22 protein-coding genes are annotated in these 23,948 nt (G+C 65.2%); 14 read left to right on the top strand and 8 right to left on the bottom strand.

Features of this window, described 5'->3' with window-relative positions; all coding sequences use genetic code 11:
- Positions 1–301: 301 nt before the first annotated feature.
- From AB7531_RS38905 to AB7531_RS38890, 4 genes are all read left to right on the top strand, one after another.
- Complete coding sequence (locus AB7531_RS38905) at positions 302–3,451, top strand: beta strand repeat-containing protein (RefSeq protein WP_063985721.1); 3,150 nt, start codon at positions 302–304, stop codon at positions 3,449–3,451.
- Between the two features lie 108 nt (positions 3,452–3,559).
- Positions 3,560–4,276 (top strand): MgtC/SapB family protein, encoded by a 717-nt coding sequence (locus AB7531_RS38900; protein ID WP_063985720.1) that lies wholly within the window; start codon positions 3,560–3,562, stop codon positions 4,274–4,276.
- 101 nt (positions 4,277–4,377) lie between these two features.
- Entirely contained in the window at positions 4,378–4,710 is a 333-nt protein-coding gene (locus AB7531_RS38895) for a hypothetical protein (protein WP_063986723.1), read from the top strand.
- Between the two features lie 94 nt (positions 4,711–4,804).
- A complete protein-coding gene (locus tag AB7531_RS38890) occupies positions 4,805–5,545 on the top strand; it encodes an acetoacetate decarboxylase (protein WP_063985719.1) in 741 nt (246 codons plus the stop codon).
- Between the two features lie 63 nt (positions 5,546–5,608).
- Here the strand turns inward: AB7531_RS38890 and AB7531_RS38885 are convergent, their stop codons facing one another.
- The 5 genes from AB7531_RS38885 to AB7531_RS38865 all read right to left on the bottom strand — a co-directional run bounded on the left by AB7531_RS38885 (position 5,609) and on the right by AB7531_RS38865 (position 10,448).
- Positions 5,609–7,051 carry a homospermidine synthase gene (locus AB7531_RS38885; protein WP_063985718.1) on the bottom strand — a complete coding sequence of 481 codons (1,443 nt, stop codon included), beginning with the start codon at positions 7,049–7,051 and terminating at the stop codon, positions 5,609–5,611.
- A gap of 67 nt (positions 7,052–7,118) precedes the next feature.
- Positions 7,119–7,508 carry a RidA family protein gene (locus AB7531_RS38880; protein WP_063985717.1) on the bottom strand — a complete coding sequence of 130 codons (390 nt, stop codon included), beginning with the start codon at positions 7,506–7,508 and terminating at the stop codon, positions 7,119–7,121.
- Positions 7,509–7,642: 134 nt separating this feature from the next.
- Positions 7,643–8,230, bottom strand: coding sequence for a GNAT family N-acetyltransferase (locus AB7531_RS38875; protein ID WP_063985716.1), 588 nt, complete (start codon positions 8,228–8,230; stop codon positions 7,643–7,645).
- Between the two features lie 145 nt (positions 8,231–8,375).
- Positions 8,376–9,518 carry a type III PLP-dependent enzyme gene (locus AB7531_RS38870; RefSeq protein WP_063985715.1) on the bottom strand — a complete coding sequence of 381 codons (1,143 nt, stop codon included), beginning with the start codon at positions 9,516–9,518 and terminating at the stop codon, positions 8,376–8,378.
- Between the two features lie 675 nt (positions 9,519–10,193).
- A complete protein-coding gene (locus AB7531_RS38865; protein WP_063985714.1) occupies positions 10,194–10,448 on the bottom strand; it encodes a hypothetical protein in 255 nt (84 codons plus the stop codon).
- A gap of 137 nt (positions 10,449–10,585) precedes the next feature.
- Here AB7531_RS38865 and AB7531_RS38860 point away from each other — a divergent pair, with 137 nt between their 5' ends.
- The 3 genes from AB7531_RS38860 to AB7531_RS38850 are packed head-to-tail and all read left to right on the top strand — an operon-like array spanning position 10,586 to position 14,432.
- Positions 10,586–12,667, top strand: coding sequence for a M3 family metallopeptidase (locus AB7531_RS38860; RefSeq protein ID WP_063985713.1), 2,082 nt, complete (start codon positions 10,586–10,588; stop codon positions 12,665–12,667).
- The gene (locus AB7531_RS38855; protein WP_063985712.1) at positions 12,667–13,305 is read left to right on the top strand and encodes a DUF1007 family protein; all 639 of its coding nucleotides are present in this window, start codon (positions 12,667–12,669) and stop codon (positions 13,303–13,305) included. The genes AB7531_RS38860 and AB7531_RS38855 overlap by 1 nt, the downstream gene beginning before the upstream one ends.
- Positions 13,302–14,432: a nickel/cobalt transporter gene (locus tag AB7531_RS38850; protein WP_187387826.1), complete on the top strand. Its 1,131-nt coding sequence runs from the start codon at positions 13,302–13,304 to the stop codon at positions 14,430–14,432. Before AB7531_RS38855 ends, AB7531_RS38850 begins: the two co-directional genes overlap by 4 nt.
- 175 nt (positions 14,433–14,607) lie before the next feature.
- Here the strand turns inward: AB7531_RS38850 and AB7531_RS38845 are convergent, their stop codons facing one another.
- Positions 14,608–15,006 (bottom strand): MAPEG family protein, encoded by a 399-nt coding sequence (locus tag AB7531_RS38845; RefSeq protein ID WP_063985710.1) that lies wholly within the window; start codon positions 15,004–15,006, stop codon positions 14,608–14,610.
- A gap of 82 nt (positions 15,007–15,088) precedes the next feature.
- Between AB7531_RS38845 and hemH the strand changes: the two genes are divergently transcribed.
- The 5 genes from hemH (at position 15,089) to AB7531_RS38820 (ending at position 19,505) form a co-directional block, all read left to right on the top strand.
- Positions 15,089–16,126 carry a ferrochelatase gene (hemH, locus tag AB7531_RS38840; protein ID WP_063985709.1) on the top strand — a complete coding sequence of 346 codons (1,038 nt, stop codon included), beginning with the start codon at positions 15,089–15,091 and terminating at the stop codon, positions 16,124–16,126.
- An 11-nt stretch (positions 16,127–16,137) separates the two neighbouring features.
- The gene (locus tag AB7531_RS38835; RefSeq protein ID WP_063985708.1) at positions 16,138–17,115 is read left to right on the top strand and encodes an ABC transporter substrate-binding protein; all 978 of its coding nucleotides are present in this window, start codon (positions 16,138–16,140) and stop codon (positions 17,113–17,115) included.
- Between the two features lie 76 nt (positions 17,116–17,191).
- Positions 17,192–17,749 (top strand): hypothetical protein, encoded by a 558-nt coding sequence (locus AB7531_RS38830; RefSeq protein ID WP_225004714.1) that lies wholly within the window; start codon positions 17,192–17,194, stop codon positions 17,747–17,749.
- Positions 17,750–17,944: 195 nt separating this feature from the next.
- Positions 17,945–18,949 (top strand): SPFH domain-containing protein, encoded by a 1,005-nt coding sequence (locus AB7531_RS38825; protein WP_071909416.1) that lies wholly within the window; start codon positions 17,945–17,947, stop codon positions 18,947–18,949.
- Between the two features lie 112 nt (positions 18,950–19,061).
- Entirely contained in the window at positions 19,062–19,505 is a 444-nt protein-coding gene (locus tag AB7531_RS38820; RefSeq protein ID WP_063985705.1) for an NfeD family protein, read from the top strand.
- A gap of 183 nt (positions 19,506–19,688) precedes the next feature.
- Here AB7531_RS38820 and AB7531_RS38815 read toward each other — a convergent pair whose 3' ends face one another.
- Positions 19,689–20,015, bottom strand: a complete 327-nt coding sequence (locus AB7531_RS38815; protein ID WP_063985704.1) for a winged helix-turn-helix transcriptional regulator — start codon at positions 20,013–20,015, stop codon at positions 19,689–19,691.
- A gap of 72 nt (positions 20,016–20,087) precedes the next feature.
- Between AB7531_RS38815 and AB7531_RS38810 the strand changes: the two genes are divergently transcribed.
- A complete protein-coding gene (locus AB7531_RS38810; RefSeq protein ID WP_063985703.1) occupies positions 20,088–20,639 on the top strand; it encodes a carboxymuconolactone decarboxylase family protein in 552 nt (183 codons plus the stop codon).
- 163 nt (positions 20,640–20,802) lie between these two features.
- On the opposite strand, the gene AB7531_RS38805 is transcribed toward AB7531_RS38810, so the two are convergent.
- Positions 20,803–21,810 carry a KpsF/GutQ family sugar-phosphate isomerase gene (locus tag AB7531_RS38805; RefSeq protein ID WP_063985702.1) on the bottom strand — a complete coding sequence of 336 codons (1,008 nt, stop codon included), beginning with the start codon at positions 21,808–21,810 and terminating at the stop codon, positions 20,803–20,805.
- Between the two features lie 190 nt (positions 21,811–22,000).
- Here AB7531_RS38805 and AB7531_RS38800 point away from each other — a divergent pair, with 190 nt between their 5' ends.
- Positions 22,001–23,743 (top strand): outer membrane beta-barrel protein, encoded by a 1,743-nt coding sequence (locus AB7531_RS38800; RefSeq protein ID WP_231143655.1) that lies wholly within the window; start codon positions 22,001–22,003, stop codon positions 23,741–23,743.
- Positions 23,744–23,948: the final 205 nt, after the last annotated feature.

Here is a 23,948-nt window from a genome sequence, read left to right as displayed (position 1 = left end):
ACGGGCATTGGCTTCCATAGCGCCGATGCCCGTTCAAATTGACCGCGGCGCAACTCTCGCATGGATCGTCTGTCGATCTTGCGAGGGACCGGTTTCTGCGAGGCACAGGCTCCCTGCGTTATGTTGTTTATCGTTAATGTGTAACATAACCGACAAGCAGTCCCTGTAGGGTCGCAGATGTAGAGAGCACGGCGTGCAATTTCGAATTGCTGCCGCGCGATCAGTTGCGCTTGGCGTCGGCCTGTCCGGAGCCGGCGTGCAATTCGAATCCTCGCATCAAGCGCCACGCCAGGGAATCCCCATGCCACTCATCCCCGTTCTTCCGACGCTCGTCAGCATCACAGGCACCGATCCGTCGTCGACCGACGCGTCCGTCGTGCACTACACCGTCACCTTTTCGAAGCCGGTGTCCGGCGTCACGGTCGATCAGTTCACCCTCGCCACGACGGGGAGCATCAATGGTGCCGGCATCACGGACATCACGCCGGTGGCTGGCAGCAACGGCGCGAGCTACACGGTCACGGTCAACACCGGCTCGGGCAGCGGTTCGCTGGGGCTGCAACTGACCGGCACCAATGTGCACGATTCCAGCGGCTATTATATCGGGCCATTCCAGTCCGAGTCGCAGATGGCCGGCCCGCGCTTCAGCATCATCAACACGGCGGCGGTCGGCGACGTCAACGGCGATGGCAAGCAGGATATGGTGTACATCCGAACCGTCAGCGCTTCCGCATATTTTCTCGATGTCAGGACCAATGACGGCACGGGCCAGTTCAAGCAAACCTCGCTGACCGGCGCCTCGGAGCTGGAATCGTCGATTCGACTCGGCGACGTCAACGGCGACGGCAAGCTGGACGTCCTGATGGGCAACATCTTCACCGGGACCCTGGACGTCAGGCTGGGCAATGGCGACGGCACGTTCGCGGCGGCGACGAAGTATGCGACGGGTGGCAGCACTGGCGGCAATATCAGGGCGTTTGCCGACTTCAACGGCGACGGCAGGGCCGACGTGATCATGTCGAACAACATCGGCACGTCGCTGCTGCTCGGTAACGGCGATGGTTCTTTCGGATCGCCCATTGCCACGAATGCCTCCAACGCCTTCGCAAGCGGAGATTTCAACGGCGATGGAAAGATCGATCTGCTTGTGCAGGACTCGTCAAGTTCGCCGGTTGCCGTGCGGCTTGGCAACGGGGATGGCACGTTCCAATCCCCGATCACGGCCGGCACCTCATCCAGAACGATCAGCGGCGACTTCAACGGCGACGGCAAGCTTGATCTTGCACTCGGAACCAACAACTCGATTGCGATCCTGCTCGGCAACGGCGACGGCACCTTCGCGTCGCCACAGACCTTCCTGACACCGGCGCCCATCTGGAACTTGGCGGCCGCGGACTTCAATGGCGACGGTAAAACGGACCTCGCCGTGGTCGCTAGCAGCAACAATACGCTTTCGACCTTCTACAGTCGCGGTGACGGCACGTTCGGCCCGGCGGTGACGTTGCCGCTCGCTTCGGGCGCCAACGGAATCACCGTCGGTGACCTCAATGGAGACGGAAAAGCCGACGTGGTGGTGGAGTGGACAACGAGCAACTCCTCGACCGGCGAGGATGTTTTCCTCACCGCGCCGAATTCGACCACCACGCAATATACGATCAGCCGCACGCCTCCGGCCCTGACGATCGTCGATGCGGACGTGACGCCGGGTGCGGACGGCAACAATTACATCAACGCGGCGCACTTCCATGGCGGGATGACGACCCTGTCCGGCTCCGGCAATGCCGGAGACACCGTCACGGTCACGAATGCCGGCGACAATTCCGTCGTTGGCGTCACCACGGTTGGCAGCGACGGCAGCTGGAGCCTCGGCGTGTCCGGCCTCCAGGACGGCTCGACCTACAGCTACGCCGCGACCGCCACGGATAGCCTGGGCAACCATAGCAACCCCGGGCCCGCATTCACCTTTACGGTCGATGCGACCGCCCCCGTCCTCGCGATCACGAGCATCGAAAATTCCGATGCAACGCCCTTTTCGATCACCGTCCGGGGCACGCTCGACCTGGCTGACGCGACCTCCGCGCTCACCTTGTCGTTTGGTCCAACGGATCACGCAGTCACCAGCGCCGCCGACGGCACCTGGCGGCTGGACAATCTGTCTCCGGCAACCGGACTTTCCTATGTGACGGCCCGTCTGCGCGACGCCGCCGGCAATACCGGCGTGTCGCAATCGATCCCTCTCGCCTTTGGCTACACGCTAGCGAGCGGCGCCTCACTTGAGAACGCGATCGTCGCGGCGGCCTCCTCGTCCTTCAACCCGAGCCTTGTTGTCCGCGGCACCTCGGTCGGGGCGACCGTCTTGCGCAACGGAATCGAAGAAGACTACGGCATCTCGACCGGATCGGTGGTCAAGAACGGCGGCCAGCAGCATGTTTTTGGCACCGGCACGACCGGCGCGATGATCGAAGCCGGCGGCTATCAGGACATCCGCGCCGGTGGGCGTGCGACAGATACCCTGTTGTACGGTTTCGGGCAGGTCTACGCTAACGGCACCTCGGCCCACACCACGATCAAGGCTGGCGGACAGCAGTCCGTTGCCGCCGGCGGCCGCGACGTCAACTCGACGATCGACGGCGGAACGCAATATCTGAGCGGAACGGCGACGGGCACGACGGTGGGCGCCGGCGGCAATCAATACGATTACGGCACGGCGAATGGCGTCCTCGTCGCGAGTGGCGGCTCCCAACACGTCTATCAGGGCGGTAGGGCCGCCGGAACGACGGTCGCGGCGGGTGGCTACCAGGATGTTTACCAAGGTACCGTCACCGACACCGTGCTCGACGGCGATCAGCAGGTGCTCGGCAATGGCCACGCTGCCGGCACCGTCATCAATGCCGGTGGGCGGCAATATGTCGGCTCCGGTGGCGCGACAACGGGCACGACGATCGCAGCCGGCGGCTTCCAGTACGTGGACGCCGGCGCTACCGACGGCAGCGCGACGATCAATGGCGGCTATCAGTTCGTCGCAGGCGCTGCGACCGCAACGACGGTCAGCGGCGGTGGCGAGCAGGATGTCGGGGCGGGCGGCAACGTCTCGAACGCGCATCTGGATGGCGGCAGCGAGCATGTCTACGCCGGCGGCCTGCTCCAGAACGTCGATTTCGGCGGCTCCGACGGCGCAGCGCTGGTGCTGGACACGCCGGCGGGTCTGACCGGCTCGATCGCCAATTTCGGCGCCGATGACACCATCGACTTCCGCAACACGGTGGTCAGCAGTGTCGATGTCGACGGCGCGAACAATTTGACGGTCACGACCGACGGCGGCCAGAGCTACTCCTGGGCCCTGCTGGCGCAATACTCGGCCTCGTCCTTCGTGCTCGCCTCCGACGGCAACGGCGGCACCGTGCTGAACTACACGCCGCCCCAGCAGATGTTGCTCGCGGCCGCTCATTAAGGCGGAGAAAGCAAGACGACCGGGCATCGGCTTCCACAGCCGGTGCCCGTTCAAATTGACCTCGTCGGCACTCTCGCATAGATCGTGTGCCAACCCGTGCGAGGGACCATGCGGTTTTTGACGACCTTCCAGATTGCTGACTTCGCCGACACGCTGGTCAGCCTGTTCACAGCCTTCGTGCTGGGCACGCTGATCGGCGCCGAGCGGCAGTACCGCCAGCGCACCGCGGGTCTGCGCACCAACGTGCTGGTCGCGGTCGGTGCTGCCGCCTTCGTCGATCTCGCCATGCACCTGACCGGCGCCGACGGTGCGGTCCGCGTGATCTCCTATGTTGTCTCGGGCATCGGCTTCCTCGGCGCCGGCGTCATCATGAAGCAGGGCATGGACGTGCGCGGGCTCAACACCGCGGCGACGCTGTGGGCCTCGGCCGCCGTCGGCTCCTGTGCCGGCGCGGACATGGTCGCGCAGGCGGCCGCGCTGACCGTGTTCGTCATCGCCGGCAACACCATGCTGCGCCCGCTGGTCAACGCCATCAACCGCATTCCGCTGAACGAGAAGACCTCGGAGGCGACCTACTATTTCAAGCTCGCCGTCGCGGCCGACGCCCTGCCCGACATGCGCGACCGTCTCGTCGACAAGTTGGAGGCCGCGAAATATCCGGTGGCCGATATCGACGTGGTTGAGACTGGGGATGACCTGATCGAGATTGTCGCAAAGCTGGTTGCGACCGCAGTCGATCCGAACGAGCTGAACGCGGTGGCGACCGATCTCCAGCACCTGCCGGGCGTCCGCCACGCCACCTGGGAAGTCAACACCTCCGACTGAGCGTGGCGTTTTGGCGCGCGAAGGCACGGTTCCCGCCTCGTCCGCCATGGAACCGCAGTCGGGCAAGTTCGTTGGTCCCGCGGACAAAGGCGGTGATCGACATGCCCGGCCCAAATGACAAGCGCAGACTGAAACGCGACCTGATGATCGCCTGCTCGCTGTTCGCAGCAGGCGTCGTGGTGTCAGGTCTATCGCTGGCGCAGATCCGGGCCGAAAGCCGGACGCAGACGGCGCAGGCGACGCAACCGCTCCAGGGCACGCCGTCCAGCGATCAGGACAAGACGCCCGCGCAGGCCAAGCCCGGTGGCGACCGGCCGACCACGCCGGCCCCCGAGCCCGCGCGCCCCGATCCGCAGACGCAGGGTGCGGCGACCAAGCCGGCACTGCCGGCGGCGCCCGCGGAGAAGATCGCGCCGCCGATCAAGGAGAAGTAGCCCGGCGGCCGGCGTATTGTGACGCGCATTTGATCTCGCCTCGGCAGACGGCCCGTTCCATAATCTGTCGCGCCAACGACAGATGGGGCCTCCCATGAAGATCGAAGACGTCCGCCGCACCGCTTATTCGATGCCGCTCACCAACCCGGCATTCCCGCCGGGGCCATATCGCTTCTTCGACCGCGAATATTTCATCATCACCTACAGGACCGATCCCGAAGCCCTCGCCGCCATCGTGCCCGAGCCGCTCGAGGTGGCGGAGCCGGTGGTGAAATACGAATTCATCCGCATGCCCGACTCGACCGGATTCGGCGACTACACCGAAACCGGGCAGGTGATTCCGGTCCGCTTCAAGGGCGAGGAGGGCGGCTACACCCACGCGATGTATCTGGACGACGAGGCCCCGATCGCCGGCGGCCGCGAGCTGTGGGGCTTTCCGAAAAAGCTCGCAAGGCCCAAGATCGAGATCGAGAGCGACGTCCTGGTCGGCTCGCTGCATTACGGCTCGGTCCTCTGCGCTTCGGCCACGATGGGCTACAAGCACCGCAAGGTCGACCACGACATGGTGCTGAAATCGATGGCGGCGCCGAACTTCATCCTGAAGATCATCCCGCATGTCGACGGCAGCCCGCGGATCTGCGAGCTGGTGCGGTTTCATCTCGATGACGTCGTGCTGAAGGAAGCATGGACCGGCCCTGCCGCGCTCGGCCTGTTTCCTCACGCACTCTGCGACGTCGCCCGCCTGCCGGTGCGCGAGGTGGTCTCGGCGCTGCATTTCAAAGCGGACCTGACGCTCGGGCTCGGCAGCGTGGCGTTCGATTACTTGGCGAAATAGGTCGGCAAAAAGAAATGCCCGGCACAAGGCCGGGCATCGCTATCAACCGGAAGCGCTGAGAGGTCAGCGCACCAGGACATTCCGGAACTGCCAGGGATCGCTCGTGTCGATGTCTTCCGGGAACAGTCCCGGACGATCCGTCAGCGGCGTCCAGTCGGTGTAGTAACCCTTCACCGGGCCGAGATACGGCAGCTGGATCTCCAGCAGACGATCGAAATCCATCTCGTCGGCTTCGACGATGCCTTCGTTCGGGTTTTCCAGCGCCCACACCATGCCGCCGAGCACGGCGGAGGTCACCTGCAGGCCGGTGGCGTTCTGATAGGGCGCGAGTTGGCGGGTCTCTTCGATGGAGAGCTGCGAGCCGTACCAATAGGCATTGTTGTCGTGGCCGAACAGCAGCACGCCCAGTTCGTCGATGCCGTCGACGATTTCGTTCTCATCGAGGATGTGGTGCTTTTCCTGCATCTTCGCGGCACGGCCGAACATTTCGTGCAGCGACAGCACGGCATCGTCGGCCGGATGGTAGGCGTAGTGGCAGGTCGGCCGGTAGACCGCTGTGCCCGATGCGTCGCGCACCGTGAAGTAATCGGAGATCGAGATCGACTCGTTGTGGGTGACGAGAAAGCCATACTGCGCGCCGCGGGTCGGGCACCAGGTGCGCACGCGCGTGTTGGCGCCGGGCTGCATCAGATAGATGGCGGCGCCGCAGCCGGCTTCGTGGGTCCGCGCATTCTCGGGCATCCATTTTTCATGGGTGCCCCAGCCGAGTTCGGACGGCTGCACGCCTTCCGACAGGAAGCCTTCGACCGACCAGGTGTTGACGAAGACATCAGGCTCTTTCGGCGACTTGGAGCGCTGGGTGTCACGCTCGGCGATGTGGATGCCCTTGATGCCGGCCTGCCGCATCAAATCGGCCCACTCGGCCTTGGTCTTCGGCTTGGGGGCATTGAGCTTCAGGTCGGCGGCGACGTTGAGCAGCGCCTGCTTGACGAAAAAGGAGACCATGCCGGGATTGGCGCCACAGCAGGAGACGGCCGTCGTCGAGCCCGCCGGGCGCGCCTTCTTGGCGGCCAGCGTCACTTCGCGAAGCGCGTAGTTGGAACGCGCTTCCGGGCCCTTCGAGGAATCGAAATAGAAACCGAGCCAGGGCTCGTTGACGGTATCGATGTAGAGCGCGCCGAGCTCATTGCAGAGCTCCATGATGTCGGTGGAGCCGGTATCGACCGAGAGATTGACGCAAAAACCCTGGCCGCCGCCTTCGGTGAGCAGCGGGGTCAGCAACTCCCGGTAATTGTCCCGGGTCACGGCCTTCTGGATGAAGCGGACGTTCTGCTTCTCGCAATGCGCCTTGCGGCCCTCGTCCTTGGGATCGATCACGGTGACGCGCGACTTGTCGTAGTCGAGATGCCGCTCGATCATCGGCAGCGTTCCTTTGCCGATGGAGCCGAAGCCGACCATGACGATGGGACCAGTGATCTTCGCGTAGATCTGCGAGGGGTGGCTCATGGGATGGTTTCTCCGGAACGTGCTGGCAGACAAAGGGTGGGGGGTGGATCAGGCGCTGCGGCGCTTGTCAGACGCTGCGGCGCTTGGCGGTGACTTCGATCTCGACCTTCATCTCGGGCTTGGCGAGGGCGCTGACGACCAGCAATGTCGCAGCCGGCCTGATATCGCCGAGAACCTCGCCGCAGACGGCGAAGTGGGCATCGATGTAGCTGGCGTCGGTGACGTAGTAGGTCGCACGGACGATATCGGCCATCTCGAATCCGCCCTCCTTCAGGGCGGCTTCGATGGTCTTGAAGCAGTTGCGTGACTGGCTCGTGACATCTGATGGCATCGTCATCGTCGTGTAGTCATAGCCGGTGGTTCCGGCGACGAAGGCGAACTCGCCGTCGATCACGGCGCGGCTGTAGCCGACAGTCTTCTCGAGGGGAGAGCCGGTGGAGATCAGGCGACGGGACATGGTCGTGGGCCTCGACTGAACGGGGTGTTGGCGGGTTAAAGGGCGTTTCTCAGGCCCGCGCAACCCCAAAGGAACGGGCACGCGCGAGCATCGCCGCGGAACGCGGCTTAAGTCGTCGCCATCATGGCAATCCCTTAGGCCGCGTGCGCCTGGAGGGCGCGAACTACCCTCCGTTTGGGCAGGGCCGTGCCGGTCGGCACGATCATCCCCTCAACGCCATCCAGCGCACCGGCCTGGAATTCGATCGCCAGCAGGCGATCGCGCTCGAACGGGCCGGGCAGCATCAATGCGCCGGTCTTCTCGGGCGAGAAGCCGAAGCGGGCGTAATAGGGGGCATCGCCGAGAAGGATCACGGCGGCATGCCCGCGCGCCCGGGCGGCGGCCAGCGCTTGATGCATCAGCGCGGCGCCGATCCCGAGCTCGCGGAAGGCAGGGTCCACCGCCAGCGGTCCGAGGACCAAAGCGGGCCTGCCTCCGGCGCTGACGTGCCACAGCCGCACGGTTCCCACGAGTGTCCCCTCGCGCACAGCCGACAGGGCAAGGCCTGCGGCAGGTGCACGTCCGTCGCGCAGGCGCTGGCAGGTGCGGCCGTGGCGGTTCTCGCCAAAGCTTGTATCCAGCAGCGCTTCACGGGCGGCGACGTCGGCAGCACGTTCCGCACGGATCGCGAACGGAGCGGCTTTCGAAGTGAGGGCGACTTGTGGCTTCCGAAAAGCAGTCATGGCGCGTCAGTCCCCGCTTGAACCCGCGTGCGAGAAGCACGCCGGCTCAAGACGTCGTCAGAATGGCAATGTCAGGAAGGGAGCCGGCGGACCGGCTCCCGGGTTCGTCAGGCCTCAAAACGAGAGGCGGATCAGATGTGGCAAATCAGATGTGGTACGTCTTCAGCGGCGGGATGCCGTTGAACGCCACCGCCGAGTAGGTCGACGTATAGGCCCCGGTGCCTTCGATCAGCAGCTTGTCGCCGATCTCGAGCGTGACGGGGAGCGGATACGGGCTCTTCTCGTACAGCACGTCGGCGCTGTCGCAGGTCGGGCCTGCGAGCACGCACGGCGTCATGTCCGCACCGTCATGCGGGGTGCGGATGGCGTAACGGATCGACTCGTCCATGGTCTCGGCGAGACCGCCGAACTTGCCGATGTCCAAATACACCCAGCGCACCTCGTCCTCGTCGCTCTTCTTCGAGATGAGCACGACTTCGGATTCGATGATGCCGGCATTGCCCACCATGCCGCGACCCGGCTCGATGATGGTCTCCGGAATCTGGTTGCCGAAGTGCTTGCGCAGCGCGCGGAAGATCGAGCGGCCGTAGGTGACCACCGGCGGCACGTCCTTCAGGTACTTGGTCGGGAAGCCGCCGCCCATGTTGACCATAGAGAGGTTGATGCCGCGCTCGGCGCAGTCGCGGAACACCTGCGAGGCCATCGCCAGCGCACGGTCCCACGCCTTCACCTTGCGCTGCTGCGAGCCGACATGGAAGGAGATGCCGCACGGCTCCAGGCCCAGGCGCTTGGCAACGTCGAGCACGTCGACAGCCATTTCCGGGTCGCAGCCGAACTTGCGCGACAGCGGCCATTCGGCGCCGGCGCAGTCATAGAGGATGCGGCAGAACACCTTCGCGCCGGGAGCGGCACGGGCGACCTTCTCGACCTCAGGAACGCAGTCGACCGCGAACAGCCGGATGCCGAGCGCGAAGGCGCGCGCGATGTCGCGCTCCTTCTTGATCGTGTTGCCGAAGGAGATGCGGTCGGGCGTAGCTCCTGCGGCCAGCGCCATTTCGATCTCGGCGACTGTCGCGGTGTCGAAGCAGGAGCCCATGGATGCTAGCAGGGACAACACTTCCGGCGCCGGGTTCGCCTTGACGGCATAGAACACGCGGCTGTCGGGCAGCGCCTTGGCAAAGGTCTGGTAATTGTCGCGCACGACCTCGAGGTCGACGACGAGGCAAGGCTCGGTGTCCCGGCCCTCGCTGCGGCGGTTGCGCAGGAATTCCTGAATACGTTCGGTCATAGCACTCTCCCAAACGGCCCAGCGACGGGGATCCGTTCAAAAAATGTCGTCGGATAAGAGCGCTCCGGCCAGATCGCGCGATGGAGGCGCGACGAGCCAAAGACTCAAACCAGACTGTGCTGCCGTGGATTGGTTGGGATTGTTCCCGCCCGCACACCTGGCAATGAAGGACAAGCCTTTTCAGTAGCCCGCGCCGGCGTTGGACTGCCGGTAGAGACCAAAAAAGCCCGATCCGTCGTTGCTTTAAGTCGCGTCCCCCGTTGAGAGCGGGGTGCGCCGGTTCGCCTCCGGCTGCCAGTCACGGTTGCAAAAAGTGAAGTCACCTTCGACTAGGCATCTCTTTGAGAGAGATGCTGGACGCTCCGGGTTTGCTTCCTCGTCCGACCTTTCGGTCTCGCGACTTCCGCACTTCCGAAGAGCCCCTCGGCTTCTTCACCCCTTGGCGGCTGTCCGGCCTCTTGTCCGGATACCTACCGACTGACACACGACCACAGGCACGTGCGAAATTGGGCAAGAGCGCACATAAGCGTTTTGACTCAGCTTCGCAAGAATTTTTTTAGGCTGAGGACAGAATTGCCTAACATCTGCTTGCGCAGTGTTGCACGAGCGGCGCGGAAGATGAACGCGCGTTAAGTTTTCTCAGCCGTGCGCGCGTCTTGCGCGCGCGAGGAAGCGTCAGCGGCGCTTCGTGAACGGCTCGACGCGCTGAGCCGCGCGGATGAACGCGGTCATCACGAGCACGCCGAGCGCGAACAGCACAGCCTGCAGGATGTGCGTGCCCTGCTCGCCGAGCCCGAACAGGATCGCGAGCGCCCAGCCGCCGGCGAACGCGGCGCCGAACACCTCGGCGCCGATCAGGATGGCGGCGCTGACGACAGTGATGACGCTCGGCCAGACGATCTGACGGGAAGAGGAGACAGGCGCGTTCATGAGCTCTGGGGTCCGTGGCTTCGAGGGCCGCAATCTCCCCGAAAAGGCGGCCGGGAGCAAGGGCAAATGGCCCAAAAAAGCCCCATCGCGTGCTATAGCTGACCCCAACAATCGAACCACAAAAACCGGGACTAGCGATGTCAGACCCCCGCCAAACCACGGACCCCGAGACCAACCCGCTGCTGAAGGCCTGGGTGACGCCGTTTGCGACCCCGCCCTTCGACGAGGTCAAGCCCGAGCACTTTCTGCCCGCCTTCGAGCAGGCCTTCGCCGATCACTCCGCGGAGATCGCGGCGATCACCAACGATCCGGCGGCCGCCGACTTCGCCAACACCATCACGGCGCTGGAGCGCTCCGGCAAGCTCCTCACCAAGGTCGCGGCGGTCTTCTACGACCTCGTCTCGGCGCATTCCAACCCGGCCATCCTGGAGATCGACAAGGAGGTCTCCTTGCGGATGGCGCGGCACTGGAATCCGATCATGATGAACGCCGTGCTGTTTGGTCGCATCGCCCATCTGCACGAGAACCGCGCCGGTCTTGGTCTTTCGCCGGAGCAGCTCCGCCTGCTGGAGCGCACCTACACCCGTTTCCACCGTTCCGGCGCCGGCCTCTCCGAAGAGGCGAAGGCGCGGATGGCGGAGATCAACGAGAAGCTCGCCCAACTCGGCACCGGCTTCAGCCACCACCTGCTTGGCGACGAGCAGGAGTGGTTCATGGAGTTGGGGGAGGCCGACCGCGAGGGCCTGCCGGAGAGCTTTGTCGCCGCCGCCAAGGCTGCGGCGGAAGAGCGCGGCATGCACGGCAAGGCCATCGTCACGCTGTCGCGCTCCTCGACCGAGCCGTTCCTGAAGAGCTCGGCCCGCCGCGACCTGCGCGAGAAGGTCTACAAGGCCTTCACGGCGCGCGGCGACAACGGCAATGCCAACGACAACAACGGCACCATCGTCGAGATCCTGCAACTGCGCGAGGAGAGCGCCAAGCTTCTGGGCTATCCGACCTTCGCCGCCTACCGGCTCGAGGATTCCATGGCCAAGACGCCGGATGCGGTGCGCGGCCTGCTGGAGCGGGTCTGGAAGCCGGCGCGTGCGCGTGCGCTCTCCGACCGCGACGAGATGCAGGCGCTGATCACGGAAGAGGGCGGCAATTTCAAGCTCGCGCCCTGGGACTGGCGCTTCTATGCCGAAAAACTCCGCCTCCAGCGCGCCAATTTCGACGACGCCGCGATCAAGCCGTATCTTACGCTCGATCACATGATCGCCGCCGCCTTCGACTGCGCCACCCGCCTGTTCGGCATCACCTTCGAGGAGCGCAAGGACGTGCCGGCCTGGCACCCGGATGTAAGGGTCTGGGAGGTAAAGGGGCCGGACGGCAAGCACAAGGCGCTGTTCTACGGCGACTACTATGCCCGGCCGTCGAAGCGCTCCGGCGCCTGGATGACCTCGCTGCGCGACCAGCAGAAGCTCGACGGCGAGATCGCGCCGCTCGTCATCAATGTCTGCAACTTCGCCAAGGGCGCGAACGGCGAGCCCTCGCTGCTGTCGCCCGACGATGCCCGGACCCTGTTCCATGAGTTCGGCCACGGCCTGCACGGCATGCTCTCCAATGTGACCTATCCGTCACTCTCGGGCACCGCGGTGTTCACCGACTTCGTCGAGCTGCCGTCCCAGCTCTACGAGCACTGGCAGGAGCGGCCCGAGGTGCTGCAGCAGTTCGCCCGCCACTACCAGACCGGCGAGCCGCTGCCGGACGATCTGCTCCAGCGCTTCCTCGCCGCACGAAAGTTCAACCAGGGCTTTGCCACGGTCGAGTTCGTCTCCTCGGCGCTGGTCGATCTCGAATTCCACACCCAGCCGGCTTCCGCCGCGCAGGATGTCCGCGCCTTCGAGAAGAAGGAGCTGGAGAAGATCGGCATGCCCGAGGAGATCTCGCTGCGCCACCGCCCCACCCAGTTCGGCCACATCTTCTCCGGCGACCATTATGCCTCCGGTTACTACAGCTACATGTGGTCGGAGGTGATGGACGCCGACGCCTTCGGCGCCTTCGAGGAGGCCGGCGACATCTTCGATCCTGCAGTGGCAAAGCGCCTGCACGACGACATCTACTCCTCGGGTGGATCGGTCGATCCCGAGGCCGCCTATGAAGCCTTCCGCGGCCGCCCGCCGGAGCCCGACGCGCTGCTCCGCCGGCGCGGCCTGCTCGATGGCGCAAGGGCAGCCTGATGGGCATGCGTGCCCTGTTCGGCCTGTTGCTCGCCGCTGCGATGACGTTCGCAGCCGGCGCGGCGCGGGCGCATCCGCATGTCTGGATCACCGCGACCAGCGAGCTGCTCTACGCCGCCGACGGCTCGATCACCGGCGTCCGCCACGCCTGGACCTTTGATGACATGTTCTCGGCCTATGCCCTGCAGGGGCTCGAGAGCAAGACCAAGGGCGCCTATACGCGCGAGGAGCTGGGGCCGCTGGCGCAGACCAATGTCGAGTCGCTGAAGGAATACGCCTACTTCACCTTCGCGCGAGGCGACGGCAAGAAGGAGCGTTTTAACGAGCCGGTCGACTACTTCCTCGACTACAAGGATACCGTGCTGACCCTGCACTTCACGCTGCCGCTGAAGAACCCGGTCAAGCCCAAGCAGCTGGTGCTCGAAGTGTTCGACCGCTCCTACTTCATCGACTTCCAGATGGCCAAGGACAATCCGGTCAAGCTGGTCGGCGCGCCCGCCGGCTGCCAGATGAAGCTCGATCGTCCCAACGACGGCTCCGCCGCCGCGCAGAAGCTCAACGAGCAGACCTTCCTGAACGGTGAGAACTCGAATTTCGGCATGATGTTCGCCAACAAGATCACGGTGGATTGCCCTTGAAGCCGCAACTCTCCCCGTTCGCACGCGGGCTGCTTGCCTGCGCTGCGGCTGTCGTCGTGCTCGGTGTGGCGGACGCCGCGCTTCACGATCTCCTCGCGCAAAATCCGTTCGGTGCACCACGCCCGGCGCAGGCCGCGGAGCCCGAGGCCAGCGGCGTCATTGGCTGGCTGTTGGCAAAGCAGTCGGAATTCTATCGCCAGATGTCGGCGACCATTCGCGCCGCGAAGTCCGACGGCTCGGCGGTGTGGACGCTGCTCTTCATCTCCTTTGCCTATGGCATCTTCCACGCCGCCGGCCCCGGCCACGGCAAGGCGGTGATCGCCTCCTATCTCGTCGCCAACCGCGAGACCGCGCGGCGCGGCATCGCGCTGTCGTTTGCCTCGGCGCTGATGCAGTCGCTGGTGGCGATCCTGATCGTCGGCATCTCGGCCTGGGTGCTGAACGCCACCGCCAAGACCATGTGCAAGGCGGAAGGCGCGATCGAGATCGCGAGCTACGGCCTGATCGCGCTGTTCGGCCTGCGGCTGGTCTGGGTCAAGGGCCGCACCTTCATCCGCGCGCTGCAGGCGGTCCAGCCGGTGCCGGCGATCGCCGGCGTGCCGCATGACCATCACGATCACGGCCATCACCATGATGTCCATGATCATCACGACCACGATCACGGTCATGATCACCATCATCACGACCAAGGTCACGCCAACGCCCATCACCACCACGGGCACGACCACGTCCATGACGAGCATTGCGGCCATTCCCACGGCCCCACGCCGAGCGAGCTCGCCGGTCCCGGCGGCTGGCGGCGCGGGTTCGCTGCGATCCTGACCGTCGGCATCCGGCCCTGCTCGGGCGCGATCCTGGTGCTGGTGTTCGCGCTCGCGCAGGGCCTGTTCTGGGCCGGCATCGCCGCGACCTTGCTGATGGGACTCGGTACCGCAATTACGGTCGCGGCTATCGCCGTCGTCGCCGTCTCCGCCAAGGACATCGCCGCCCGCCTCAGCGCCGGGCGCGACGGCGGCGGTGCGCTGTTCATGCGCGGCATCGAATTCGGCGCCGCCGCTCTCGTGCTGCTGTTCGGCGCGGGCCTGCTGTTCGGCTACATCGCCGCCGAACGGACGACGTGTTTTTAAGGTTGCTCTTTCCCTCCCCCCTTGTGGGTGAGGGTGGCTCGCCGCGTAGCGGCGAGACGGGTGAGGGGTATCTCTCCGCGAGCAAACCTCTCACGATTGAATCGTGCGGAGAGATACCCCTCATCCGTCGCGCTACGCGCGCCACCTTCTCCCACAAGGGGAGAAGGAAGAAAGATCACACCGGCAAAAACCGCTTCAACGCCGGCATGAAGAAGATCCCGAGATTGATCGCAAAACCGATGCTCCAGAGGATCGAGCGCAGTGTCGGGCGGTTGCCGAGATAGGTCAGCACGTAGGCGATCCGCACGATCAGGAACAGCACGGCGAGCTCGTCAATCAGCCGCTGCGGCGAATCCCGGAATTCGGCAAGCAGCACCGCGAAGGCGAAGAACGGAAAGGTCTCGATGCCGTTCTGGTGGGCACCAAGCGCGCGCTGCGCCAGCGCATCCTCGAAGAAGGCGGGGTCGCGCGGCCGGGAATTGTCGAAGATGCGAAACCGCGTCCATTTGATCGAGACGATCGTCGCCAGATAAAGCAGCAGCGCTCCCAATACGCAGAATTCCGCGAGTGTCATCAGCCCCTCCCCGCTTGGGCGCGACCCTAGCGAAATCGACCTCATCTTGACAAGTTCGGAGCAACGCGCGACGCAACTGATCATGACGACAATTGCCCCCATCGCAGCGCAAAAGCCCGCCGTCCGGTCCAGCCTGCGGCGCGTCGGCGTGCTCCTGGTCAATCTCGGCACGCCCGATACGGCCGATGCGCCCGGCGTGCGGGTCTATCTCAAGGAGTTCCTCTCGGACGCCCGCGTCATCGAGGACCAGGGGCTGGTCTGGCAGTTCGTGCTCAACGGCATCATCCTGCGCAGCCGTCCCCGCACCAAGGCGCTGGACTATCAGAAGATCTGGAACAATGAGCGGAACGAGTCGCCGCTGAAGACCATCACGCGCTCGCAGAGCGACAAGCTTGCGGCCGCACTGTCTGACAGCGACCACGTCGTCGTGGACTGGGCGATGCGCTACGGCAATCCCTCGATCAAGTCGGGCATCGATGCGCTGATCGCGAAGGGGTGCGACCGCATCCTCGCCGTGCCGCTCTATCCGCAATATTCCGCCTCGACCTCGGCGACGGTCTGCGACGAAGTGTTTCGCGTGCTCGCCCGCTTGCGGAATCAGCCGACGCTGCGGGTGACGCCGCCTTATTACGAGGACGAGGCCTATATCGAGGCGCTCGCGATCTCGATCGAGACGCATCTAGCGACGCTGCCGTTCGCGCCGGAGCTGATCGTGGCATCCTTCCACGGCATGCCGAAATCCTATGTCGACAAGGGCGATCCCTATCAGTCCCACTGCGTCGCCACGACCGATGCGCTGCGCCGCCGACTCGGCATGGACGAGACGAAACTGCTGCTGACCTTCCAGTCCCGCTTCGGCAATGACGAGTGGCTCCAGCCCTACACCGACAAGACCATGGAGCGGCTGGCCAAGGAAGGCGTGCGCCGCATCGCGGTGGTGACGCCGGGCTTTTCCGCCGACTGCCTGGAGACGCTGGAGGAGATCGCGCAGGAGAATGCCGAGATCTTCAAGCATAATGGCGGCGAGCAGTTTTCCGCGATCCCCTGTCTCAACGACAGCGATCCCGGTATGGACGTGATCCGCACCCTGGTGCTGCGCGAGCTTCAGGGCTGGATCTGATGGCGTGTCCCATGAACCGCCGCGAGACTTTGGCGCTTCTTGGGACGATCGCCGCGCTGCCGGCCTCGGTGCTGGCGCAGCAGCCGAACGCGACGCGGCGGCTCGGCGTGCTCTCGGTCACGGCCGCGGATGACGCGATCGGGCAGGCCCGCAGCACGATCCTGGTCGAGACGCTCGCCGCCCATGGCTGGAAGGAGCACGACAACCTCAGGATCGATTGGCGCAGCGGCGCCGGCGACCGGGCACGCATCGCGCGCCTCGCCGACGAACTCGTGGCGCTCAAGCCGGACATCCTGCTCGCGGTCGGCACGCCGTCGGTCGAGGAGCTGCGCCAGCGCACCACGACGATTCCGATCGTCTTCGCCGTCGTCACCGATCCCGTCAGCCAGGGCTTTGTCAAAAACCTCGCTCATCCCGGCGGCAACATCACCGGCTTCACCGATTACGACGGCCCGCTCGCCGGCAAATGGCTGGAGATGCTGACGCAGGTCACGCCAAAAGTGTCCCGCGTCTTCGTCGTCTACAATCCTGCCACCGCGCCGTTCGCGCCCCTGATGCTGCGCACGATCGAGGACGCCGCACGGACGCTTCACGTGTCGGTCGAGGCAGCGCCGGTTCACGACGCTGGCTCGATCGCCGCGCTGGCTTCGCGGAAGGACGGCGGCCTGCTGGTGCTGCCTGACTTCTTCACCATGGCCAATCGTGCCCAGCTCCTGGCTGCAATCGGTGAAGCCCGCGTGCCGGCGGTGTTCTGGAGCCGCACCTTCGTCGACGAGGGCGGGCTGATGTCCTACAGCACCGACAGCGCCGAGCAGCTCCGCCGCGCCGCCAACTACATCGATCGCATCCTGAAAGGCGCGCAGGCAGCCGACCTGCCGGTCCAGAACCCCACCAAGTTCGAGCTGGCGATCAACCTGAAGACGGCGAGGGCGCTGGGGCTGACCATGTCGCCCTCGCTGCTTGCGCTCGCCAACACCGTGGTTGAATAGGGGCGCCGAAGCTACCTTCGACTGGTGATTCCGGAATTCCTGGGGCAAAATGACGGTGGGGATGTTGCCGCGAGCGATGCGGCTCGAACGGGGCGGGCGCGATTACATGCGGGGATTGTTGCTTGTAGCTGTCGTGGCCTGCGGACTCGCTGGCTGCAACACGACCGGGGACGTAGCGTCGACCATGTATCCGGAAGCGGTGCGGGCCGGCGGTGCCGTCAAGAGCGATACGGCCATTGTCCTGGTCGCGAACGGCGGCAGCGAGACGATCAACTATCTTCAGTTCGTTCACAACGGTTTTCCCGCGATCAATGCGCGAGGGATCAGCGTTGCTCCGGACGGCTTTGTTGCGATTCCAGTCGCGGTCGGAACGACGGGGCTTGAGCTGCAAAACTATACGACGACGGGGCGCCCGGGCACCTATCTCCCGAATGGCGCGTCGATGGGATTCGTGCCGGTGCATACGCCCAAGATCGATCTTCCCGCCCCCGGACTGTATTACGTTGCGACCGTCTTTCCGGGGCAGCAACGCAGTTTCGAGACAAGGCCGACGGCCGTCCAACTGGCGAAGCTGCGAAAGGAGCGGCCCGAGCTCGCCGCGCTGAAGCCGGTGAATTTTACATGGTCCAACTAGGACACCGGCCGTTGCTAGGTTGCCTCCGTGCCCTTTCAAGGGCTTTCTCACAATACTTATCGGCGATCGTTCCGCCTCCGTACTTCTTGTGGAAATGTCGCTCCGCGCCGACGTGAATGGTGACCGCTGAACCGGTAAGGTCGCGTTCCCGACCAATGACAGCGCGGGAAAGGGCTTTCCCGCCTTGGAGGAAATATGAGCGGTTTCGATGTTTTCGCGATTGTTCTGGTGTTGCTCGTCATCGTCACGCTGGTCGCCGGCGTGAAGACGGTGCCGCAGGGCTATGACTGGACCATCGAGCGGTTCGGCAAATACACCCAGACGCTGAGCCCCGGGCTCAACCTGATCGTGCCCTATTTCGATCGCGTCGGACGCAAGATCAACATGATGGAGCAGGTGATCGACATTCCCGAGCAGGAGGTCATCACCAAGGACAACGCCACCGTGACGGTGGACGGCGTCGCCTTCTACCAGGTGTTCGATGCCGCCAAGGCGAGCTACGAGGTCTCCAACCTGACCCAGGCCATCACCGTCCTGACCATGACCAACATCCGCTCGGTGATGGGCGCGATGGATCTCGACCAGGTGCTGTCGCATCGCGACGAGATCAACGAGCGCCTGCTTCGCGTCGTCGACGCCGCGGTCTCGCCCTGGGGCCTCAAGGTCAACCGCATCGAGATCAAGGACATCGTGCCGCCCGCCGACCTCGTCGAAGCCATGGGCCGGCAGATGAAGGCCGAGCGCGTCAAGCGCGCCGACATTCTGGCCGCCGAAGGCCAGCGCCAGTCCGAGATCCTGCGCGCCGAGGGCGCCAAGCAGGGCCAGATCCTCCAGGCCGAGGGCCGCAAGGAAGCTGCGTTCCGCGACGCCGAGGCTCGCGAACGTTCCGCGGAGGCCGAGGCCAAGGCGACGCAGATGGTCAGCGAAGCGATTTCCAAGGGTGATGTCGCCGCGCTGAACTATTTCATCGCCGACAAGTATATCAAAGCGTTCGGGCAACTGGCCGACTCGCCGAACCAGAAGGTCATCATGCTTCCGGTCGAAGCGATGAGTATGCTGGGCTCGCTCGCCGGCATCGGCGAGATCGCCAAGGCAACGTTCGGCGAAAGCGCGGCGTCCGCGGCCGCTGCCGCCCGCCGCGGCGGCTCGGTGCCGACGACCGGCCCCACGCCGCCGGCGGTGCCGCCGCGACAGGGGTAATCAAAGCGCATGCATTTTCGAAAAGTGCATGCGGCAATTTAAAGCGCATGCCCCGGAAAAGTGGGGACCGGTTTTCCGATCAGGGCATACGCCAGCATAAAGAGGTCGTGTCATGACCGACATGTTCGTATCGCTCGGCACCTGGAATTGGCTGATCTTCGGTTTCATCGTGATGGCGCTGGAGGTGCTGGCGCCGGGCGTATTCCTGTTCTGGCTCGGGCTCGCCGCGCTGCTGGTCGGCCTGATCTCCTTTGCTGTGGCCGTGTCGTGGCAGATCCAGCTGGTGATGTTCGCAATCTTCGCAGCCGCCGCCGTGCCGGTGTGGCGCCGGCTCGCGCGGCCGAAGCTGGACGCAAGCACGAGCCCCTTCCTGAACAAGCGAAGCGAGGCATTGCTCGGCCGCGAGTTCACGCTGGAGAAGCCGATCATCGACGGCAACGGCACCGTGCGCCTCGGCGACACGGTGTGGCGCGTGGCCGGCCCCGATACGCCGGCCGGGACGCGGGTGAAGGTGGTGCAGGTTGACGGTGCAAATTTGACGGTGGCCGCGGCGTAGTTCTCTCTTCCCCTCTCCCCTTGTGGGAGAGGGTGGCTCGCCGCGTAGCGGCGAGACGGGTGAGGGGTCTCTTTCCTCCAACGCTGCGCTATGTTTGCGGAGGCAACCCCTCATCCGGCGCTTCGCGCCACCTTCTCCCACAAGGGGAGAAGGAAGATCGGAGCGTGTGGCTGCGTCCAGATTTTACCTCTTCCACCTCTCCGCAAACCGGTGCAGCGGCATGAACGTCTCGCACAGCTCGCGCCCAAGCGCTGTCAGCCCGTAACCTCCACCGTCGCCCAGCTCCACGAATCCCGCATCGCGCAGCTCCGTCAGCCGCGCTTGCAGCACCGTCGGCGAGGCCTCGTCGCAGGCGGTGCGCAACGCGCGGGAGGTGAGGGCTTGGTCGCGCAATTCCCACAGGATCCGCAGGCTCCAGCGTCGGCCGAGCAGGTCGAGCAGCGCCATGATCGGCCGGCCGGTGCGTGAGCCGCGCACGGTCCGGCTCCCTGATGCTGCCTGTTTCGCCATCCCGGCCCTCTTGCGCGGTGCTACAAATAATGTAGCGTGTTGCTACGATAATTGTAGCAACGGAGACAGCTGATGTCCCAGGCCGCGCCGCGTATCGCCCCGCTCGTCCCGCCTTATCCCCCGGAGATCCAGGCGCAGTTCGACCGCATCATGCGCGGCGCCCCGCCGCTGGCGCTGTTCCGGGTGATGGCGGGCCATACGCGCGCCTGGGACAAGTTCCGCGCCGGCGGCCTGCTCGATCCCGGTCCGCTGTCATTGCGCCAGCGCGAGATCGTGATCGACCGCACCTGCGCGCTGACCGGATGCGAGTATGAATGGGGCGTGCATGTCGCGATCTTCGCCGGGCCGGCGAAGCTCACCGAAGATGAGGTGCATGCGACCGCGCGGGGCGATGCGACGTCACCGTGCTGGTCGCCGGCGGAGCAGGCGCTGATCGCGGCGGTCGATGCGCTGCATCACCGCGCGACGTTGGATGACGCCAAATTCGCCGCGCTGTCGGCGCATTACGACGAGGCCCAGATCCTGGAGATCATGCTGCTGTGCGGCTTCTACCGCACAGTGTCGTACCTGGCGAACGGGCTGAAGCTGCCGCTGGAGGAGAAGGCTGCGCGGTTTCCGGTGTAGCCCCAACCGCCGTCATTGCGAGGAGCGTCTCACCCCCGCCGTCATTCCGGGGCGCGACGAAGTCGCGAGCCCGGAATCCATCGGGCCGCAACCTCGGAGATGAATGGATTCCGGGCTCGCGCCAAGTGGCGCGCCCCGGAATGACGGGTGGAAAGAGCGCGCCCTAAGCCACGCCCGCCCGCAGCAGATCGTGCAGGTGCACGATGCCCACCACCTTGTCCGCTTCGGTCACCACCAGCGTCGTGATCTTGCTTGTGTTCAGCACCTCGATCATCTCGGTGGCGAGCATCGAGGGCGGCACGGTCTTCGGCTGCCTGGTCATGATGTCGTCGACGGATGCCGTCAGGAGATCCGGCCGCATGTGGCGGCGCAGATCGCCGTCGGTGATGATGCCCGCGATCCCGCCGGCATCGTCGACGATGCAGACGCACCCCAGGCCCTTGGCGGACATCTCCATCACCGCGTCCGACATCTTGGTGCCGAGCGGCTTGAGCGGGATCTCCGCGCCCGTGCGCATGTAGTCGCGGACGAATTTCAGCATCGCGCCGAGCTTGCCGCCGGGGTGGAAATGCGCGAACTCCAGCGCGGTGAAGCCGCGGCCTTCGAGCAGCGCGATCGCGATCGCATCGCCGATCGCGACCTGCATCATCGTCGAGGTGGTCGGCGCCAGATTGTGCGGGCAGGCCTCGCGCGCCTTCGGCAGCTCGATCACGATGTCGGCGGCCTGACCCAGCGAGGACGCCGCGTTCGACGTCACCGCGATCATCGGGATCGCGAAGCGCGCCGAATAGTTCACCAGCGTCTTCATCTCCGGCTGCTCGCCGGACCAGGACAGCGCCATGATGACGTCGTCGGCGGTGATCATGCCGAGGTCGCCATGGGCGGCTTCGGCGGTGTGGACGAAGAAGGCCGGCGTGCCGGTCGAGGCCAGCGTCGCCGCGATCTTGCGCGCCATGTGGCCGGACTTGCCGAGGCCGGTGACGATGACGCGGCCCTTGGCGTTGCGGATCAGGTCGACCGCCTTGGCGAAGGTCGCGCCCAGCGGACCGCGCAGGGCGGCGGCGAGCGCGTTGATGCCGCCGCTCTCCGTCTCCAGCGTGCGGAGCGCGGATTCGACGCTGTCGGGAGTAGGGCCGGATGATGGGGTCATCAGCGGTTTCGAGCTCGACATGTTCAGGTCCAGGGAGGAGGGGCGCGCGCCCGTTGGCCCTGCTTAGCATGCCGAGACCGGCGAGGCGACGAGAGCGCCAGGGCCCGAAACGGGTCATTAACCATAATTGTTTTAACTCCATTAACGATGGTTCCCGCTCGCTGGCGGAGGTCGTCGTGAAAGTCTTTGATTTCGTTGGAGTTCTTACATCGTGGGGGCGCCTCCAGGCACGAGCCGGAGCAAACGCGGGCATTTCCTGCGCGCGGCTTTGCCGTGCCTTGCGCTGACCGCCCTCGGAAGCGCGCCGGCGGCCGCCCAGAGCCTCACGCCCGACCTGTTCAATCCCAACCGCGGCGGCTTTGCCGCGCCCGACACGCTGCCGACGCGCCGCACGGCGGGCGTGCCGCAGGCGCCGTTGGATGCGCTCCCGGCGCTGCCCGATCCCAATGCCGATCCGCGCAAGCGCCAGCAGGCGCCGGCGACCTCGCGCGTCGGCCAGGTGCCGACGTACGGCCTGCCGGCCGCCAACGGCGCCAGCGGCTCCGGCTACGACTCGCTCAACCGCAAGCGGCAGCAGCCAAAGCTCTATCCCGGGCAGCCGAGGCCGAAGCGCCCGGTCGGACCCGGCTCGCCGGTGCCGCCGGCAACGCCGGACCGGACGCTAGGGCCGCCGCGCATCGCGCCGCCGCCGTCGGAAACCGCAAACAAGGCGCCGGTGCCGCGGGCGATGGCGGGCACCGTGCCCGGCCAGCCGCTGCGCCGCCGCCTCAAGGCCGACGACGATGCGTTCGGAGCGGTCGGCGACTATGCCGGCAGCTTCCTGATCAAGGGGGGGCTCGAGCTCTCGGCCGGCTACGACACCAATCCGGCGCGCCTGAACAAGCCGGTCGGCTCGCCGGCCTATGTCGTCGCGCCCGATCTTCTCGTGATGTCCGACTGGGAGCGCCACGCGCTGGTCGCCGATCTGCGCGGCTCGTTCTCCGGCTACACCAACAACATGCCGGCGACGATCGACGGCTTCGCCTCGCCGTCGCCGGTCGAGATCGACCGCCCCGACTTCACCGGTCATGTCGACGGTCGTTTTGACGTCAGTCGCGACCTCAAGCTCACCTCGCAGTTCCGGCTGCGGGTCGCGACCGACAATCCCGGCAGCCCGAACGTGCAGGCGGGCCTGCAGAAATATCCGATCTACGCCGCTTACGGCACCACGCTCGGCTTCGACCAGACTTTCAATCGCTTCCAGGTGGCTGCCGGCGCCACCGTCGATCGCACCGCCTACACCGATTCCAAGCTGACCGACGGCTCGACCTTCAGCAACGACGACCGCGACTTCAACCAGTATGGCGGCATCGGTCGTTTCTCCTACGACCTCAAGCCGGGGCTGAAGCCGTTCGTCGAGATCGAAGGCGACAGTCGCGTGCACGACCAGCCCGCCGACCGCAACGGCTATTTCCGCGATTCATCGGGTGGCTACGCCAAGGTCGGCTCGAGCTTCGAGTTCTCGCGCATCCTGATCGGTGAGATCTCGGTCGGCTATACCGCGCGTAACTATGTCGACCCGCGCCTCAGCCAGCTCGCGGGCTTCCTCACCGCGGGCTCGCTGATCTGGAACGCGAGCGGCCTGACCACGGTGAAATTCGCCACCGACACGCAGATCGCGGAGTCCACGGTCCCCGGCTCCTCCGGCGTGCTGGTGCGCACCTACGGGATCGAGGTCGATCACGACTTCCGCCGCTGGCTCACCGCGGTCGGCAAGTTCACCTACGGCACCTACGACTACCAAAACCAGAATCGCAACGACAAAACCTACTCACTCGAAGGCAATCTGATCTACAAGCTCAACCGCAACATCTGGATCAAGGGCACGCTGCGCCACGACATCCTGAACTCGAACCAGCCGGGGTCGAGCTCGCAGGGGACGGTGATGTTGGTGGGGGTGAGGTTGCAGAATTGAGGGCGGCGGTGCGTCGCGTTTGAGCGTATGCGGCCTAGTTCGGCTCCGCTCTCGCCACCTACTCCGCTGTCATGCCCCGGCTTGACCGGGGCATCCAGTACGCCGCGGCCTATCGTTTCGATTACAACTGTCTTTGGAATGCTGGATCGCCCGGTCAAGCCGGGCGATGACACCGTTTGCTAATCTGGCAGCAGAACCAGCCGCG

It is taken from the genome of Bradyrhizobium sp. 63_E2_N1_3, from assembly GCF_052076005.1.
In the GTDB taxonomy this organism is placed as follows: domain Bacteria; phylum Pseudomonadota; class Alphaproteobacteria; order Rhizobiales; family Xanthobacteraceae; genus Bradyrhizobium; species Bradyrhizobium barranii.
Note: the sequence above shows the minus strand (reverse complement) of the source record. Positions and strands in the feature narration are given on the sequence as shown.